12 protein-coding genes and 1 pseudogene are annotated in these 16,067 nt (G+C 69.4%); 12 read left to right on the top strand and 1 reads right to left on the bottom strand.

The window, feature by feature from the left end:
• Positions 1-144 precede the first annotated feature (144 nt).
• From ABZ904_RS00460 to ABZ904_RS00405, 12 genes and pseudogenes are all read left to right on the top strand, one after another.
• Positions 145-708 carry a DinB family protein gene (locus tag ABZ904_RS00460; RefSeq protein WP_359390124.1) on the top strand — a complete coding sequence of 188 codons (564 nt, stop codon included), beginning with the start codon at positions 145-147 and terminating at the stop codon, positions 706-708.
• Between the two features lie 631 nt (positions 709-1,339).
• Positions 1,340-1,876 carry a 2'-5' RNA ligase family protein gene (locus ABZ904_RS00455; protein ID WP_359390128.1) on the top strand — a complete coding sequence of 179 codons (537 nt, stop codon included), beginning with the start codon at positions 1,340-1,342 and terminating at the stop codon, positions 1,874-1,876.
• Between the two features lie 1,165 nt (positions 1,877-3,041).
• A complete protein-coding gene (locus ABZ904_RS00450; RefSeq protein ID WP_361820288.1) occupies positions 3,042-3,989 on the top strand; it encodes an ABC transporter ATP-binding protein in 948 nt (315 codons plus the stop codon).
• On the top strand, positions 3,986-5,344 hold the full coding sequence (locus ABZ904_RS00445; protein ID WP_361820285.1) for an ABC transporter permease: 1,359 nt from the start codon (positions 3,986-3,988) through the stop codon (positions 5,342-5,344). The genes ABZ904_RS00450 and ABZ904_RS00445 overlap by 4 nt, the downstream gene beginning before the upstream one ends.
• Before the next feature lie 4 nt (positions 5,345-5,348).
• Complete coding sequence (locus ABZ904_RS00440; protein ID WP_361820282.1) at positions 5,349-8,102, top strand: alkaline phosphatase family protein; 2,754 nt, start codon at positions 5,349-5,351, stop codon at positions 8,100-8,102.
• A gap of 356 nt (positions 8,103-8,458) precedes the next feature.
• Positions 8,459-9,145, top strand: a complete 687-nt coding sequence (gene rpe, locus ABZ904_RS00435) for a ribulose-phosphate 3-epimerase (protein WP_359390141.1) — start codon at positions 8,459-8,461, stop codon at positions 9,143-9,145.
• Between the two features lie 77 nt (positions 9,146-9,222).
• The gene (locus ABZ904_RS00430; protein ID WP_359390256.1) at positions 9,223-10,266 is read left to right on the top strand and encodes a sugar-binding domain-containing protein; all 1,044 of its coding nucleotides are present in this window, start codon (positions 9,223-9,225) and stop codon (positions 10,264-10,266) included.
• Between the two features lie 141 nt (positions 10,267-10,407).
• Positions 10,408-10,761, top strand: coding sequence for a barstar family protein (locus ABZ904_RS00425; protein ID WP_359390143.1), 354 nt, complete (start codon positions 10,408-10,410; stop codon positions 10,759-10,761).
• Positions 10,762-10,868: 107 nt separating this feature from the next.
• On the top strand, positions 10,869-12,311 hold the full coding sequence (locus tag ABZ904_RS00420) for a GuaB1 family IMP dehydrogenase-related protein (protein WP_359390146.1): 1,443 nt from the start codon (positions 10,869-10,871) through the stop codon (positions 12,309-12,311).
• A gap of 474 nt (positions 12,312-12,785) precedes the next feature.
• Positions 12,786-14,279, top strand: a pseudogene (locus tag ABZ904_RS00415) (amino acid permease).
• A 10-nt stretch (positions 14,280-14,289) separates the two neighbouring features.
• Entirely contained in the window at positions 14,290-14,742 is a 453-nt protein-coding gene (locus tag ABZ904_RS00410; RefSeq protein ID WP_263228900.1) for an Lrp/AsnC family transcriptional regulator, read from the top strand.
• A 92-nt stretch (positions 14,743-14,834) separates the two neighbouring features.
• Positions 14,835-15,269: a VOC family protein gene (locus ABZ904_RS00405; protein WP_359390150.1), complete on the top strand. Its 435-nt coding sequence runs from the start codon at positions 14,835-14,837 to the stop codon at positions 15,267-15,269.
• 19 nt (positions 15,270-15,288) lie between these two features.
• Here the strand turns inward: ABZ904_RS00405 and ABZ904_RS00400 are convergent, their stop codons facing one another.
• The gene (locus tag ABZ904_RS00400; protein WP_359390153.1) at positions 15,289-16,029 is read right to left on the bottom strand and encodes a GntR family transcriptional regulator; all 741 of its coding nucleotides are present in this window, start codon (positions 16,027-16,029) and stop codon (positions 15,289-15,291) included.
• Positions 16,030-16,067: the final 38 nt, after the last annotated feature.

Genomic DNA, 16,067 nt, shown 5'->3' with positions numbered 1-16,067 from the left:
AAACAGCCGCTCGCGGCGGCACGGCCCGAAGGGCACATCAGCCCCCAGCGTCATCTCCCGGTGCGGTACGCTCTCGCGGCCCACGGCCGACGACGGCGTCCGCGAGGGTCGCAGCCAGGTCTGCGTTGTCTATAGTGTGCGGAAATGACAAGAAGCGAGAGACTCGCGGACCAGCTGGACCGGCACTGGCACAAGAACCTGCGGCCGCGGCTGCACGGTCTTGCCGATGAGGAGTACTTCTGGGAGCCGGTGCGCGGCTGCTGGAGCATCCGCCCACGTGGCACGTCGGCCGCACCGATGTCGGCAGGTTCCGGGGTGTGGACGATGGACTCCGCGTCCCCTGACCCGGTGCCGGCGCCGGTGACCACGATTGCCTGGCGGCTGGCGCACATCATCGTCTCCTGCCTGGGCTATCGGGTCAGATGGCACTTCGGCGGCCGGGACGTCGACTCCCAGACATTCGCCTACGCGGGGACCGCTGACGAGGCGCTGAAACAGCTCGATGAGATGTACGGGAGATGGAACGCGGGGGTCCGCGAGCTCTCGGACGCTGACCTGGAGAATCCGCCCACGGTGGGTCCCGAGCGGTTTCCCATGGAGGGCATCGTCCTGCACGTCAACAGGGAGCTGATCCATCACGGCGCCGAGATTTCCCTGCTGCGCGACCTCTACCGCTGGCAGGACGGAGCCGTACCGCCCCGAGTATGACTTTTCGGTAACCGGCGATCGAGCTTCGGAAACCTACGTGGACTCCGTGAAGCTCCGTGGCTGCTGCCGCCGAGAGGCCTCACGATCTTTAACCGCCGTTCTGCGCGGAATCGTCAGTCGCCGTGATGGTGTACCACACCGTTCAAAAAGGTTCGTTCTGCGCTTGATGCTGTCCACTGAAGCTTTGCCATCTTCGAACATACAGGCCGGAGGTCCTGGCATGGCACTCGCTCGGGGTGCTCAGGCCGGTCGCGGGCGGGAGTCTGCTGTCCTGATCGTCTGACGCGGCGGGCCTGGCCCGAGTTCACCGATTCCTGCGTGTCACCACCGCCATGCCGCCTATTCTCCGGTTCATGGTGGAGTCCGAGGTCGCGAAACGGATCGCCGCTCGCCGCGTCGAGTCGGCCGGGAGGGCGTCGCGTGGCGGTACGCGACGGTCTTCCCTGTCAAGTCCTTCTGTTCAGCCTTGTAGCTTGCTCGCGCGCCCGGAGACAAAGGCGGGCCGGCCCGGTGTGGCTTCGACGATGTGAGTCGCGGCCCCGTCTGACAGCTTTGGGTGGCGCCCGTCCGGCTTGGCATGGCGGTGATAATCGGGTCGCCGCCGGTCGGGCCCCGCTGATAGACAGTTGCGATGGAGGACGGCGACTCGCATGGGTTTCAGGTAGGGCAGTCGGGGCTGATCGTGAGGGTCCCGGAGGCGGAGCCTGTAGTGCGAGCGTGGCGTGACCGGCTTGACCCCTCGGCCCGTGCCGGTGTTCCGGCCCATGTCACCGTGCTCTTCCCGTTTCTCGATGCGAGCCGGATCGACCAGGGTGTCTGCGCCGCGATCGGCGAGGTACTCGGTCGACATGAGTCCTTCGAGGTCCGGTTCGATCACTGCGGCCGGTTCCCCGGAGTGCTGTATCTGGCCCCCAAGCCGGACACTCACTTCAGGCGCCTCACGGAGGCGATCGTCGAGCGGTGGCCGGAAAGCCCGCCGTTCGGCGGGCAGTTCGACGATGTTGTCCCGCATCTGACCGTCGCCCAGGGCCAGGACGAGGCTGTCGTGGAGAAGGTTGAGGCCGATCTGCTCACCGGTCTTCCCATCGTCGGGCAGGTCTTGTCGGTCGACTTGCTGGTCCATGACGGGACGCGGTGGCGGCAGCGGGCCTCTTTCCTGCTGGGGTAGGCCAGGTGGCGGTGATCGGTCAGCCGTTGCCACCAGGCCCGGTGCGCAGATGACCGGGCCGGCCCGTGGGCAGGAGCTGTCAGGTTGTGGGTGGGCGCCGCCCCCTGCCAGGGGCGGCCCCGGTGGTCTCCGTGCATTGAGGAGCGACCCGACAACACGACGGAGGTATCCGTAGTGTCAGGACGATTCCAGCTCGCCGAGCCGGAGGAGCGCGGCCGGGACTGGTTCCGTGTCCGGCGGCCCTCGAGCTCTCAGGCGGGCTTTTCGGCCTCTGCATGGTGGTGACGGCCGATCTCGCCGGAGTGATCCCGGACCGGACGGCGGCCTTCGCGCTCGGTCTGGCCGCGGTCGGCGCTCGACAAGGGGTGTGTCCGCCGCGGCGGATGACGGCAGCGGCCCGGGGGCACTCCGTGCGGGTGCCCCCAGAGGCGGCTACAGGTAGCAGTCCTGCAGCTCCGCGGCGAACACGTTCCCGTAGTTCGAGTAAGAAGACCTGCTATCAGGGTGAGTTCACCACTGTGTCCTTCTCCGGATTGGCCAAGATCGTGAGACAAGTCAGGGTTGGCCATCACGTGAGACACGGGAAGACTCGCAGGTCAAGGCTTCGCCGATGGCCATGGGAAATGAGTACCTACAGCCGGTGTAGGTTCTCGGGACACCTGAAGGTGCATCCGGCGCCGGAACCCGGCGACTTCACCGGCCAACACAGGGACCGGTCACAGGACTTCCAGATGCCCTTCCACGCACCGGAGCCGAACCCGGCCGAGGGTTCCGGTGGTTCCTCGAGCCGCACCGAGGAGTCCGGCTGCTCTCCGAGCGGCACCGGGCCGACGTCGCCGTCGCCGAACCCACCTACCTCAACCGCGCGATCGAGCGGAACCTGAGGAAGTTTCAGGACTGGCCCCAGACTGACTGCCCACCCCCCGCCCGACCAGGGACGACGGCGCCATCAGCGCGCCCGACTCCTTGAGCTCAGCCTGAGCAGTGCACCGCATCGCGGGCCGCAGGCCGTCCAGGCTTTGTCCAAACCCGGCTCGAAGCCAGTCACTTGTCCACACAACTTGCCAGGCCTTGACGATGCGTTCCATGAGCGTTCAACCGGGCGCCCATGCAAGACGTTGTGTGCCGCACCTAATGTCCATGGTGCTTTCGAAGGAAGGGACTCATGGACACACTCCTCGCAGTCCGGGCCCGCGGGATCACCAAGGCCTTTGGTGATGTCGTCGCCCTCGACGGTGTCGACTTGGATGTGACACAGGGGCAGATCCACGGCCTGGTCGGTCCGAACGGGGCCGGTAAGACGACGTTGCTGGGTCTGTTGCTCGGTCTGGCGGTCGCGGACAGCGGCCGGCTGGAGATCCTGGGCACCCCGGTGGGGCGGGCGCTTTCCGCTCCGGATGGTGTCGCGGGCTTTGTGGACGGGCCGGGTCTGTACCCGTCGTTGACGGCCTGTCAGAACCTGGCCGCGCTGGCCGCGCTGCAGGGCCGGGACGCGCGGACCGCCGGGATCGAGGATGTGCTGGCCGAGGTCGGGTTGAGCGATGTCGCCGACGACCGGGCCCGTGGCTTCTCGCTGGGGATGCGCCAGCGGCTGGGGCTCGCCGCAGCCCTGCTGACCAAACCCCGGCTGCTGGTGTTGGACGAGCCGTCCAACGGCCTGGACCCGGCCGGGAAGAAGCATGTGCACGGTGTGCTGACGCGGCTGGCGAAGGAGGGCACCAGCGTCGTGCTCTCCAGCCACCGTATGGACGATGTCGAGGCGTTGTGTTCGGAGGTGACCCTGGTCGCCACCGGCCGGGTGGTCTTCTCCGGGCCGCTGGGCAAGCTGGCCGCCGAGAACCGTGAGCTGGACTACCGGCTGGTCACCTCCGATGCGCAGGCCGCCCGCGGCCTGGCCGAGCAGACGGCCGGCATCCATGTCGTGGCGGACGCCGACGCCGGGGCCCGGCGTGACACCGAGGCCCTCGTCGTACGCGCGCTGGTACCGGCTCTGGATGAGTTGGTCGTCGCGCTGGTGCAAGGGGGCGTGGCGGTACGTGAGTTGGCCCCGGTGGTCTCGCCGCTGGAGGCGGCGTTCCTTGCCCTGACCGAGCCGCAGGAGGCCGACCGATGACCGCGACCCTTGTGGCCGACAACGTTGCCGGTGCCCGGCGGGTGTCGGTGCCGCGTGGCTACCGTTTCGAGCTGGTCAAGCTGGTCTCGCAGTGGCGGATCCGGCTCCTGGTGCTGGCGTGCTGGATCGCTCCGGCGTTGTTCGTGGCCGCGGTGAGCCAGCAGAGCACCCTCCCGGTCGACACCCTGTTCGGTCGCTGGATGCATGCGACGGGGTGGGCGGGGCCGTTGGTGATGCTGGGGTTCGCGGGGACGTGGGCGTTGCCGCTGCTGACCTCGGTGGTCGCCGGTGACGTCTTCGCCTCCGAGGACCGCCTGGGCACCTGGCGGCACCTGCTGGTCGCCGTCCGCTCGCCGCGGCGGATCTTCCTGGCCAAGGCCCTGGCCAGCCTGACCGTCATTGTGCTGCTGGTGGCGGGGCTGGCCTGCTCCAGCGCGGTCGGCGGCCTGGTGGCGGTCGGCAACCAGCCGCTGGTCGGCCTGGACGGCCACCTGCTCACCCCCGGGGACACCGCGGCCAGGGTCTTCCTCGCCTGGGCGTGCGTCCTCGCCCCGACGCTGGCCCTGGCCGGGATCGGACTCCTGGGCTCGGTCGCGTTGGGGCGGTCCCCGATGGGGCTTCTGCTGCCCGCGGTCGTCGCGTTGGCGATGCAGCTGGCCCAGATGATGCCGCTGCCCGTGTCCGTGCGCCTGGCCCTGCCCAGCTACGCCTTCATCTCCTGGAATGGTCTGTTCACCAGTCCGGAGCAGTTGGGCGCGCTGTGGATCGGCATCGTGGTCAGTCTGGTGTGGGCCGTGGTGGCGAGCGTGCTGGCGTATGTGCTGTTCGTGCGGCGTGACTTCACCAACCTGACGTATGACGGTTCGGGCCGCCGCGCCCTCGTCGCCGGCGTGTTGCCGCTGGTCGGAGTGGTGGCCTGCTCGGTGGCCGTGCTCGCTTCGACGACGGGGGCGTCGGGCTCGGGGATCGAGCAGGACAAGGTGCAGCGCTCGGTGGCGACGGCGTTCGCGCACCTGTACCGCCTTCAGACCGACCAGTTGAACCGGCCCGCTGTGACAGAGGCGCAGTTGCGGGCCTCGGCGGCGTGTGACAAGGGGAGCACCAGGGTCGTGCCCGAGGGGCCGGGCAATGACTGGCGGTGCGTTGTGTCCTGGCATCTTCCTGGCGTCGAGGCCGCGGGACAGGCCATCTACCAGCTCGACGTCACCCCAGACGGGCGTTTCATGGCCGATGGTGACGGACCGAAGGAAGTGAACGGCTACTTCCTCGTCCGGACCTCGACCGGTGACGCTCCGAACCCGTTGTGGCAGTTCGACGGCAACGTCGAACTGCTGCACACCACCCTGAAGGGATAATTCCATGCAGGTAACACGGCAGCGTCGGATCAACGAGAAGGCACAGATCAGCCTTTTCGGTAGACGCGTCGGCCGCCGTACCACTCTGGTATCGGTGGGCACCGCTGTCGTCCTCGCCGTCACGGGCACCGCTGTTGCGCAGACGCAGCAGTTCGGAACCGAGCAGGTCGGCCAGACCACCGCCAACGGTCAGGTCGTCTCCAGCGACCAGTACATCGCGCCGTACGGCAACCGCACCGTCATCAACGACGGCAAGATCATGTCGTCCTCGGTCAGCCCGGACGGCACGCACCTCGCCGCTGCGGTCACCGACGGCGACGCGGCCCTGGTCATCATGGACCTCGCGACCGGCCAGGTGAAGCAGAAGGTCGGCACCAACGCCGCCGACAACCTGCGCATCAGCAGCAGCGCGGTCGGCCAGGAAGGCCCGACGTACTCGCCCGACGGCAAGCAGCTGTGGCTGGGTCAGAGCGACGGCTACACCAAGTTCACCGTGAACGCGGACGGCACCCTCGCCAACCCGACGGCCGTCTCGATCCCGGCCGACGGCTCCAAGCACGCGCTCGTGGGTGCGGCGGTGTTCTCGGCCGACGGCTCCACCGTGTACTCCGCGGTCAACGGCCAGAACCGCGTGGTCGCCATCGACGCGGCGACCGGGACCATCAAGCAGAGCTGGGCCGTCGGCAACGCCCCCCGCGGCATGGCCATGGTCGGCAACAAGCTCTACGTCAGCAACGAGGGCGGCCGTCCGGCGAAGGCCGGCGACACCACGATCAACTCCTACGGCACCCAGGTGCCGGCCAACCCGGACACCGGTGCCACCACCACCGGCACGGTCAGCGTCATCGACCTGGCGAACCCGACCGCGGCCGCCTCGAGCATCGACGTCGGTCTGCACCCGACCGCGGTGTACGCCAAGAACGGCGTTGTGTTCGTCACCGACACCGCCACCAACGGTGTGTCGGTCATCGACAGCCGCAAGGACAAGGTCGTCCAGACCATCTCCACCCAGCCGTGGCCGGAGGCCTCGGTGGGCTACGAGCCCGACGCGGTGACGCTCACCGACGACGGTCACCTGCTGGTGACGCTCGGCCGCGCCAACGCGGTCGCGGTCTACCGCTACAAGTCCGCACAGGAGCCGGTCAGCTACGTCGGCCTGCTTCCGACGGACTACTTCCCCGCGGAGATCACCACCGTGGGCAAGAACGTGGTCGTCTCCAACACGCGTGGCATAGACGCCCGTCGCCCCACCAGCAGCGCCGGGCACGGCACCCACGACACCACGTCGAGCCTGACGCAGTTCACGCTGCCGGACGACAGCGTCATCAGGTCCGAGACGGCCAAGGTCTTCAAGCAGAACGGCTGGACCAACGGCTCGGTCAAGGTGGCCAAGGGCAGCAAGGCGAAGGCGGTGCCGGTCCCGAAGCGGCTCGGCGACCCCTCGACGATCAAGCACGTCTTCCTGATCGTCAAGGAGAACCGGACCTACGACCAGGTCTTCGGTGACATGCCGCAGGGCAACGGCGACTCGGCGCTGACGCAGTTCGGCGAGAACGTGACGCCGAACCAGCACGCGCTGGCCGAGCAGTTCGGCCTGTACGACAACACGTACGACATCGGCACGAACTCCGCCGAGGGCCACAACTGGCTGATGCAGGCCGACGACCCGGAGTACACCGAGTCCTCCGCCGGCGAGTACACGCGCAGCTACGACACCGAGGACGACGCCCTCGGCCACCAGAAGTCCGGCTTCATCTGGTCCGGGGCGCAGGCGGCCGGCAAGTCCGTCAAGGACTACGGCGAGTTCCAGTCGATCGAGAGCAAGCCGGCCGGCGCGAGCTGGCAGAACCTGTACTGCGACACCAAGAACATGCAGGCGACCGGCCAGAAGACCGCCTACCCCATCAAGACGGGCTCGGCGATCCCCTCGCTCAACAAGGTGTCGGTGCCCGGCTTCCCGCTGTTCGACACCAGCGTCCCGGACATCTACAAGGAGCAGATCTGGGAGCAGGACTTCGCGCAGAACGGTCCTGCGAACCTGAACATGTTCTGGCTGTCCAACGACCACACCGGTGGCCCGGCGAACTCGGCCGCGCAGGTCGCGGACAACGACCTCGCGGTCGGTCGGATGGTCGACAAGATCTCGCACAGCAAGTACTGGAAGGACTCGGCGATCTTCGTCGTCGAGGACGACTCCCAGGCCGGCCTCGACCACGTCGACGGCCACCGTGCCCCGATCCAGATCATCAGCCCCTGGGCGCAGCACGGCGCTGTCGACAACCGCTACTACTCGCAGATCACGATGATCCGCACCATCGAGCAGATCCTCGGGATCCACCCGATGAACCAGAAGGACAGCGCGGCCACCCCCATGGCCACGGCGTTCACCAAGACGCCGAACAACGCACCGTTCACCGCGCTGCCCAACCGGACCTCGCTGACCCTCGGCCTGAGCACCCCGCCCTCCTGCGGCCTGGACACCCCGGCGCCGCAGGACGCGAGTGCGGCCCCCGCACCGACGTCGGCGAAGGTGCCGGCGAAGGAGCAGGCGCTCGCGGCGCAGTGGAACGCCTGGAAGTCGCACCAGCGGCTGACCGGTCCCCACGCCGTGCCGGACTACGCGAACCCCGCGCAGATGAACCACTTCACGTGGTACGAGACGCACAACTGGACCAAGCCGTACCCCGGCGAGAGCAAGATGTACGCGCCGAACGACGTACCGGGCGCCTACATCCCGTCGTCGGAGTCCGACGGCTGAGCTGGGCACATCGCGTAAAAATTAGGCACATCGCATAAAAAGGGGCCCCTGGCCGGCGTCACCGCCGACCAGGGGCCCTTCCGCAGGGAACGAGGGGCCTCTTCCGTAGGTAGGAAAACGACCAGCCGCAGAACGCGAGCCTCGGCGGCGCGGTGACGGGCGCGGACCCGGCCCCCGCGCGCACAGAGCGAGTGCCCTTCCGGCGAGGGAGGGGACGGCTTGGGCCAGGAACTGCTCCACGCGGCCCTCCGGCCTCTCGCGGCCGTCCTCCCGCAGCCGCCCCGGCAGAAAGGCCCCGGGGGCCCAGGGGCGGACCGACGTCAACACGCATGGCCTGGGCATGGCAGTCTTGGGTCATGGCCGTGCAGATCAACCCCAGCATCCTGTCCGCCGACTTCGCCCGCCTCGCCGAGGAGACGCGGGCGGTGGAGGGGGCCGACTGGCTCCACGTCGACGTCATGGACAACCACTTCGTCCCGAACCTCACGCTCGGAGCGCCGATCGTGGAGGCCCTGGCGCGTGCGACGGACACCCCGCTGGACTGCCACCTGATGATCGAGGACGCCGACCGGTGGGCGCCGCAGTACGTCGAGGCGGGTGCCGGCTCGGTCACCTTCCACGTCGAGGCGGCCGCCGCGCCCGTGCGGCTCGCCCGCGAGATCCGGGCCAAGGGCGCGCGGGCCTCCATGGCCCTCAAGCCCGCGACCCCCATCGAGCCGTACGAGGACCTGCTGCCCGAGCTGGACATGCTGTTGATCATGACGGTCGAGCCCGGCTTCGGCGGTCAGGCCTTCCTGGACATCATGCTGCCGAAGATCCGCCGTACCCGGGAGCTGATCAGCAAGCACGGTCTCGAGCTGTGGCTGCAGGTCGACGGCGGTGTCTCGGCCTCCACCATCGAACAGTGCGCGGAGGCGGGGGCGGACGTCTTCGTGGCCGGTTCGGCGGTCTACGGGGCGGCCGACCCGGCTGCCGCGGTACGTGCATTGCGCACCCAGGCGGAGCGGGCGACCGCCCGTGCGTCCTGGGCGTACGACGAGTGAGACAACGGAACCTGAACGCCGTCCGTCTGGGCTGATCAAGCACGCCAGATCTGCAAGGATGAAGGCGAATGCAGAGTGTGAACAGCAGTGAGGAGATGGCCGTGTCGGGTATGTCGGCGGGCCGGTCAGCCACGCGGATGGGACCCGCTGAGCTGGTGCAGGCGGCGGCCATGGCCCGTCGCTTCTATCTCGAGGGCAAATCCAAGATCCAGATCGCGGAGGAGTTCGGCGTCAGCCGCTTCAAAGTGGCCCGGGTCCTGGAGACCGCTCTCGAACGTGATCTCGTGCGGATCGAGATCCGGGTGCCCGCCGAGCTGGATGCGGAGCGCTCCGACGCGCTGCGCGCCCGGTACGGCCTCAGGCACGCCGTGGTGGTGGAGTCCCCGGCCGACGCCGAGGAGTCTCCCGACCCCGAGAACCTCGGTGAGGTGGCCGCCGACCTGCTCGGCGAACTGGTGACCGAGGGCGATGTGCTCGGTCTGGCCTGGGGCCGCTCCACCATCCACATGGCGGCGGCCCTCGACCGCCTGCCGCCCTGCACGGTGGTGCAGCTGACGGGCGTGTACGACGCCGGGACCGCCGAGCGCGGCTCGGTGGAGGCCGTCCGTCGCGCCGCGCAGGTCTCCGGCGGCGACGCCCACCCGATCTATGCGCCGATGCTGCTGCCCGACGCGGCGACCGCGGCGGCGCTGCGCAACCAGACGGGGATCGCCCGCGCCTTCGAGTACTTCGACAAGGTCACGGTCGCCTGCGTCTCCATCGGCTCCTGGGAGCCGGGCATCTCGACGGTCCACGACATGCTCACCGAGGAGGAGCGCGCGCACTACGCCTCCCTGGGTGTCGCCGCCGAGATGTCCGCGCACCTCTTCGACGCCGAGGGCCGCCGGGTCGGACGGGACCTCGGGGAACGCTGCATCACCGTCAAGGCGGACCAGTTGCGCCGTATCCCCGAGGTCGTCGCGATAGCGGGCGGGCAGCGCAAGGCGACGGCGATCGACGCGGTCCTGCGGTCCGGGCTCGTCACCAGCCTGGTGACGGACACGTCGGCGGCGGACGTTCTCATGACGGCAGGGCCGACGCCCAGGCCCGCCCTGAACCGGATGGACCCCGACGGGCCCTGACCACCGGGCATACGAGGGCGGTCGTGGCGGCATCCGGGCCGTGTGGGCGCACTGCGTCCCGCGTCCCCGGTGTGCCACCAGGGCCGCCCGTCTGTCTGTCCGTCCTGCTGATCACTGCAACTCGTTCCGGGCGGTGCCGAGATGACCGAGGACCTGACGGGCCCGCTCGTCGTGACGCTGGACCTCCATGGGGTCGCCGACAAGGCCGCGTTCATGGAGCAGGTCGTGCGCGCACTGGAGCTGCCGGGCTGGTTCGGGCGCAACTGGGACGCACTCTCCGACTCGCTCACCGATCTGTCGGTCTGGCCGGAAGCCGCAGCCGACAGAGGCTTGCTGATCCTTGTCACCGGTTGGAGAGGTTACGCGACGGCGCGGCCGGAGGACTGGGAGATCGCCGAGCAGGTGTTCACCTCGGCGGTGGACCGCGAGCCGGGACTCCGTATCGCGCTCGCCCTTGGAGGATCCCACGAAGGCGGCGCTGACCTGCCTGGATGATCTGTCCGGGGACCGCATTCCACCCGGCATGGGACAATGAAGTACGTGCTCTTCCCCTTGGCTGTCCTGCCCGGGGGCCGCCTTTGATCGACTGGGATGTGCAGCACGTGCGTTTCCTCAACGACATCCAGCCTGCGTACGACCTGACCTACGACGACGTCTTCATGGTGCCGAGCCGCTCCGCGGTCGGTTCCCGCCAGGGTGTGGACCTCGCCTCACCCGACGGAACGGGCACCACCATCCCGCTCGTCGTGGCCAACATGACCGCCATCGCCGGCCGCCGCATGGCGGAGACGGTGGCCCGTCGCGGGGGTCTGGTGGTCGTACCGCAGGACATCCCGATCGACGTGGTCACCGAGGTCATCTCCTGGGTCAAGAGCCGCCACCTGGTGCTGGACACCCCGATCGTGCTGGCCCCCCACCAGACCGTCGCCGACGCCCTCGCGCTGCTGCCGAAGCGCGCCCACAACGCCGGTGTGGTCGTCGACGAGGACCACCGGCCCATCGGCGTGGTCACCGACGCCGACCTTTCCGGTGTGGACCGCTTCACCCAGCTCGAAGTGGTCATGTCGAAGGACCTGCTGATCCTCGACGCGAGCATCGACCCGCGCGAGGCCTTCATCACTCTCGACACCGCCAACCGCCGCTACGCCCCGGCCGTCGACGAGAAGGGCAGGCTCGTCGGCATCCTCACCCGCAAGGGCGCCCTGCGGGCCACGCTGTACACCCCGGCCACGGACGCCGCGGGCAGGCTGCGCATCGCCGCGGCCGTGGGCATCAACGGCGACGTCGCGGGCAAGGCCAAGCAGCTGCTCGACGCGGGCGTGGACACGCTCGTCATCGACACCGCGCACGGCCACCAGGAGTCCATGATCAGTGCCATCAGGACGGTCCGGGGGCTGGACCCGCAGGTGCCGGTCGTCGCGGGCAACGTCGTCGCCGCCGAGGGTGTGCGCGACCTGATCGAGGCGGGCGCGGACATCGTCAAGGTCGGTGTGGGCCCCGGCGCCATGTGCACCACGCGCATGATGACGGGCGTCGGCCGCCCGCAGTTCTCGGCGGTCCTGGAGTGCGCGGCCGAGGCGCGGAAGTACGGCAAGCACGTGTGGGCCGACGGCGGTGTCCGGCACCCGCGCGACGTCGCCATGGCGCTGGCCGCCGGGGCGTCCAACGTGATGATCGGCTCGTGGTTCGCGGGCACCTACGAGTCACCCGGCGACCTGCAGCAGGACGCGGAGGGCCGCCTCTACAAGGAGTCGTTCGGCATGGCCTCGGCGCGCGCGGTGCGCAACCGTACGTCGGAGGAGTCGGCCTACGACCGAGCCCGCAAGGCCCTGTTCGAGGAGGGCATCTCCACCTCCCGGATGTTCCTCGACCCGGTCCGTCCGGGTGTCGAGGACCTGATCGACTCGATCATCGCGGGCGTCCGCTCGTCCTGCACGTACGCGGGCGCGAACTCCCTGGAGGAGTTCGCCGAGCGCGCGGTGGTGGGCATCCAGAGCGCGGCGGGTTACGCGGAGGGCAAGCCGCTGCACGCCAGCTGGAACTGACGGTTCGTCAGGCGCCGGACGGCCCTGTTGTCCCAGGCCGGGATGACGGGGCCGTCGCCGTAGGAACCCGGTCCGTTGGGCACGCGCCCCGGCGTCCCGGAGCCGCCGAGCAGGCGGCCCGCACCCGCTGGATCGACGTCCGACGGCCCGCGGAAGGTCCGCACGGACGGGCTGCGACCGGTGCACGAAACCGAGGCGTGAGCGGTCGCCGGAGCGTGCAAGGAGGGCTGAGCGGCGGGCTCCGGTGTCCAGGCGAAAACAGCGAAAGGGCTTGCGCAACACATTTCCGCGACGCTCCGATGAACGCGATGATCTAGCGACGGTGCGCAAGGTTTGCTGCATTACGCCCGTGAAGCGTGACTCATAGGGTCATGCCCTGTACGTGGCGTGGCGAGGCCCCCGCTCGGTGGTCCCCGTCGCAGGGTGCCGCCGGTCCCGCCTGCCCCTTGACCGGCAGCGATAAGGAGCCGACGCGTGCTCGACCAAGGCACACCCCCGCAGTCCCCCAGTCATCCGGCCTACGCGACCCCCGGCCTCGGCGCACGTCTGATGCGCCGCAAGCCCGTGGAGCGCCTGGTAGCCGAGGGCGGCCAGGGCGAGGGAGGAACCCTGCGGCGTTCCCTCGGACTGTGACAGCTCACCATGATCAGCATCGGTGCCACCCTCGGTACCGGCATCTTCGTGGTGCTCGGAGAGGCCGTTCCCAAGGCCGGTCCCGCCGTCACCCTCTTCTTCGTGATCGCCGGCCTCACCGCGCTGTTCTCCGCCCTGTCGTATGCCGAGCTGGCGGGCACGATCCCGGTCTCCGGGTCCTCGTACTCGTACGCGTACGCAACGATGGGCGAGCTGATCGCCTGGATCTGCGGCTGATGTCTGGTCCTGGAGTACGGCGTCTCCGTCGCCGCCGTCGCGGTCGGCTGGGGCGAGTACCTGAACGAGCTGCTGGACGGCACCATCGGTGTCACCATTCCGGCCGCCCTGTCCGCGCCGCCCGGAGACGGCGGCATCTTCAACCTCCCGGCCCTGATCGTCGTGCTCCTCGCCATGGCCTTCCTCCTCGGCGGCGCCAAGGAGTCCGCCCGGGCCAACACGATCATGGTCGTTGTGAAGATCGCCGCGCTGCTGCTGTTCTGCCTGATCGGCATCCAGGGCTTCCGCTCGGGCAACTACGCGAACTTCATGCCGCTCGGCACGGCCGGCGTCAGCGCCGCCGGGGCCACGCTCTTCTTCTCGTACATCGGCTTCGACGCCGCCTCCACGGCCGGCGAGGAGGCGAAGAACGCGCAGCGCGACCTGCCGCGGGCGATCATGCTGTCCCTCGTCATCGTCACGGCGCTGTACGTCCTCGTCGCGGCCGTCGCCGTGGGCGCGAAGCCCTGGCGGCAGTTCGACGACTCGGAGGCCGCCCTCGCCCAGATCATGAAGGACGTCACGGGCCAGACCTTCTGGGGCACGCTCCTCGCGGCCTGCGCGGGCATCGCCATCGCGAGCGTCGTACTGACCGTGCTGTACGGACAGACACGCATCCTCTTCGCGATGGCCCGGGACGGTCTGGTGCCCAAGGTCTTCTCGCGCGTCCACCCGCGGACCGGCACGCCCCGCGCCAACACCGTGATCGTGTCGGTCTTCTGCGGCGTCCTGGCCGCCGCCATCCCGCTCGGCCACCTCGCCGACGCCACGAGCATCGGCACGCTGTTCGCCTTCGCGCTGGTCAACATCGCGGTGGTGGTGCTGCGCCGGACGCGTCCGCAGATGCCGCGCACCTTCCGGGTCCCGCGGTCCCCGGTCCTGCCCGCGCTCGGCTTCGCCTTGTGCATCTGGATGATGGGCAGCCTCTCGACCGTCACCTGGGTGGTCTTCGGTGTCTGGATGGCCGTCGGGCTCGTGTTCTACTTCGGGTACGGCCACCGGCGCTCCCGGCTGGCAGCCGTGGAGCCCGCACCGGCCGCAGTCACCGCAGAGAAGTGAACCACCCGCCTTGCTGAACGATCTCGACGAACGCATCGTCCACGCCCTCGCCGAGGACGCCCGCCGCTCCTACGCGGACATCGGGCAACTGGTCGGCCTGTCCGCACCCGCCGTCAAGCGGCGCGTGGACCGGCTGCGCGCGACCGGTGCCATCACCGGGTTCACCGTCCGGGTCGACCCGGGGGCGCTCGGCTGGGAGACCGAGGGGTTCGTCGAGATCTACTGCCGTCGCAACACCTCGCCCGAGACCATCCAGCGGGGTCTTGAGCGCTACCAGGAGGTCGTGGCCGCCTCCACCGTCACCGGTGAGGCGGACGCGATCGCCCAGGTCTTCGCCTCCGACATGCGCCACTTCGAGCGCGTGCTGGAGCGGATCGCCGGGGAGCCGTTCGTGGAGCGCACCAAGTCGGTACTCGTGCTGTCCCCGCTGCTGCGACGGTTCTCGTCGGGGTCGCCGACCTGAGGCGGCCCGGCTGCCGGCCGGTGACGGAACCACGGCCACCGCGAATCCGGCCGTGACCGCCGATGTCAGTGGCGCGGAGTACGGTCACGGCCATGGCAGCCAGAATCACTCTGACCCTCGACTGCGCGGACGCCCAGCTCCTCGCCGCGTTCTGGAAGACGGCACTCGGCTACATCGACGAGCCGCCGCCCGCCCCCTTCGCGACGCGTGAGGAGTGGCACGCGCAGTTCGACCTGCCGGAGGACGACTCCGTGGACGACGGCGCGTGGCTGTGCGATCCCGACGGTGTCGGCCCCCTGCTGTCGATTCTCAAGGTGCCCGAGCCCAAGACCGCCAAGAACCGCCTGCACATCGACGTCCGTGTCCCGGGGCACGGCACTCCCGAGGAGCGGTGGGCGCGGATCAGGGCGGAGGCCGGGCGTCTGGTGGAGGCGGGCGGAAGGATCCTCGGGGAGTTCGACGGCCACCACGTGGTGATGGCCGACCCGGAGGGCAACGAGTTCTGCGTGGCCGCGACCTCCGGCTGAGCGCCCACCGCCCGGCCGGTCACTCGGCGGTCTTGCGCGCCAGCGCGTTGTTGCCGATCGAGTTGTGCACGCTGAAGCTCACGGCGTCCGAGCGGTAGCGGTCGTCCGACCACTCCACCGGGCGCCCCTCGCGTGTGGTCGTGACGCGGCGGACCCGCAGCAGCGGACTGGTGCGGCGGACGCCGAGCAGTTCGGCGTCATGGGCACCGGCCGCGACCGCGTCGATGATGTGCTCGCCATAGGCGAAGACCAGGCCAGTCTCCTCGAACAGCCGCTGGGTCACAGAGGGGCAGTCGGGCTCGATGGACTCGACCGCCGGGGAGATCCAGTCCGCGTACACGGTCCGCTCCAGCAGGACCGGCTCGCCATCCAGACCGCGGACGCGCAGGACGTGCAACACCGGGGTCCCTTCCGGCAGATGGAGGCGTACCGCGTCCTCCTTGGAGGCCGGCCGGTACTCCTGTGCCACCACCCGCCCGGTCGCCTCGCGGCCCATCGCCCGCGCCCACTGCGCGAAGCTGCGCAGTTCCGCGAAGCTCTGGCTGCGCCTGCTGGCCAGCACCACCCGGCGGGCACCCTGCCGGGACCCGATGAGCCCCTCCGACGTCAGGGCCGCTATCGCCTGGCGGACCGTGCCGCGCGATACGCCGTAGTGGGCCGCGAGGTCCGTCTCCGGGGGCAGCAGACTGCCCACCGTGTACTCCTCGCGGTCGATCGCCCGCCGCAGTTCGTCGGCGATCTCCTCGTGTCGCGCCGCCATGCTTCCCCTCTGGGTCGTCTGCTGTGCACAGCCTGACC

Origin of the sequence: Streptomyces sp. NPDC046900, assembly GCF_040644975.1 — a bacterium.
In the GTDB taxonomy this organism is placed as follows: Bacteria; Actinomycetota; Actinomycetes; order Streptomycetales; family Streptomycetaceae; genus Streptomyces.
The sequence above is the reverse complement of the archived record's forward strand: the minus strand, read 5'-3'. Positions and strand labels throughout refer to the sequence as shown.

Bases quoted from the DNA above. Each gene is read 5' to 3' on its own strand.
- ABZ904_RS00460 (WP_359390124.1), top strand. From the start codon at position 145: ATGACAAGAAGCGAGAGACTCGCGGACCAGCTGGACCGGCACTGGCAC.
- ABZ904_RS00455 (WP_359390128.1), top strand. From the start codon at position 1,340: ATGGAGGACGGCGACTCGCATGGGTTTCAGGTAGGGCAGTCGGGGCTG.
- ABZ904_RS00450 (WP_361820288.1), top strand. From the start codon at position 3,042: ATGGACACACTCCTCGCAGTCCGGGCCCGCGGGATCACCAAGGCCTTT.
- ABZ904_RS00445 (WP_361820285.1), top strand. From the start codon at position 3,986: ATGACCGCGACCCTTGTGGCCGACAACGTTGCCGGTGCCCGGCGGGTG.
- ABZ904_RS00440 (WP_361820282.1), top strand. From the start codon at position 5,349: ATGCAGGTAACACGGCAGCGTCGGATCAACGAGAAGGCACAGATCAGC.
- rpe (WP_359390141.1), top strand. From the start codon at position 8,459: ATGGCCGTGCAGATCAACCCCAGCATCCTGTCCGCCGACTTCGCCCGC.
- ABZ904_RS00425 (WP_359390143.1), top strand. From the start codon at position 10,408: ATGACCGAGGACCTGACGGGCCCGCTCGTCGTGACGCTGGACCTCCAT.
- ABZ904_RS00405 (WP_359390150.1), top strand. From the start codon at position 14,835: ATGGCAGCCAGAATCACTCTGACCCTCGACTGCGCGGACGCCCAGCTC.
- ABZ904_RS00400 (WP_359390153.1), bottom strand. From the start codon at position 16,029: ATGGCGGCGCGACACGAGGAGATCGCCGACGAACTGCGGCGGGCGATC.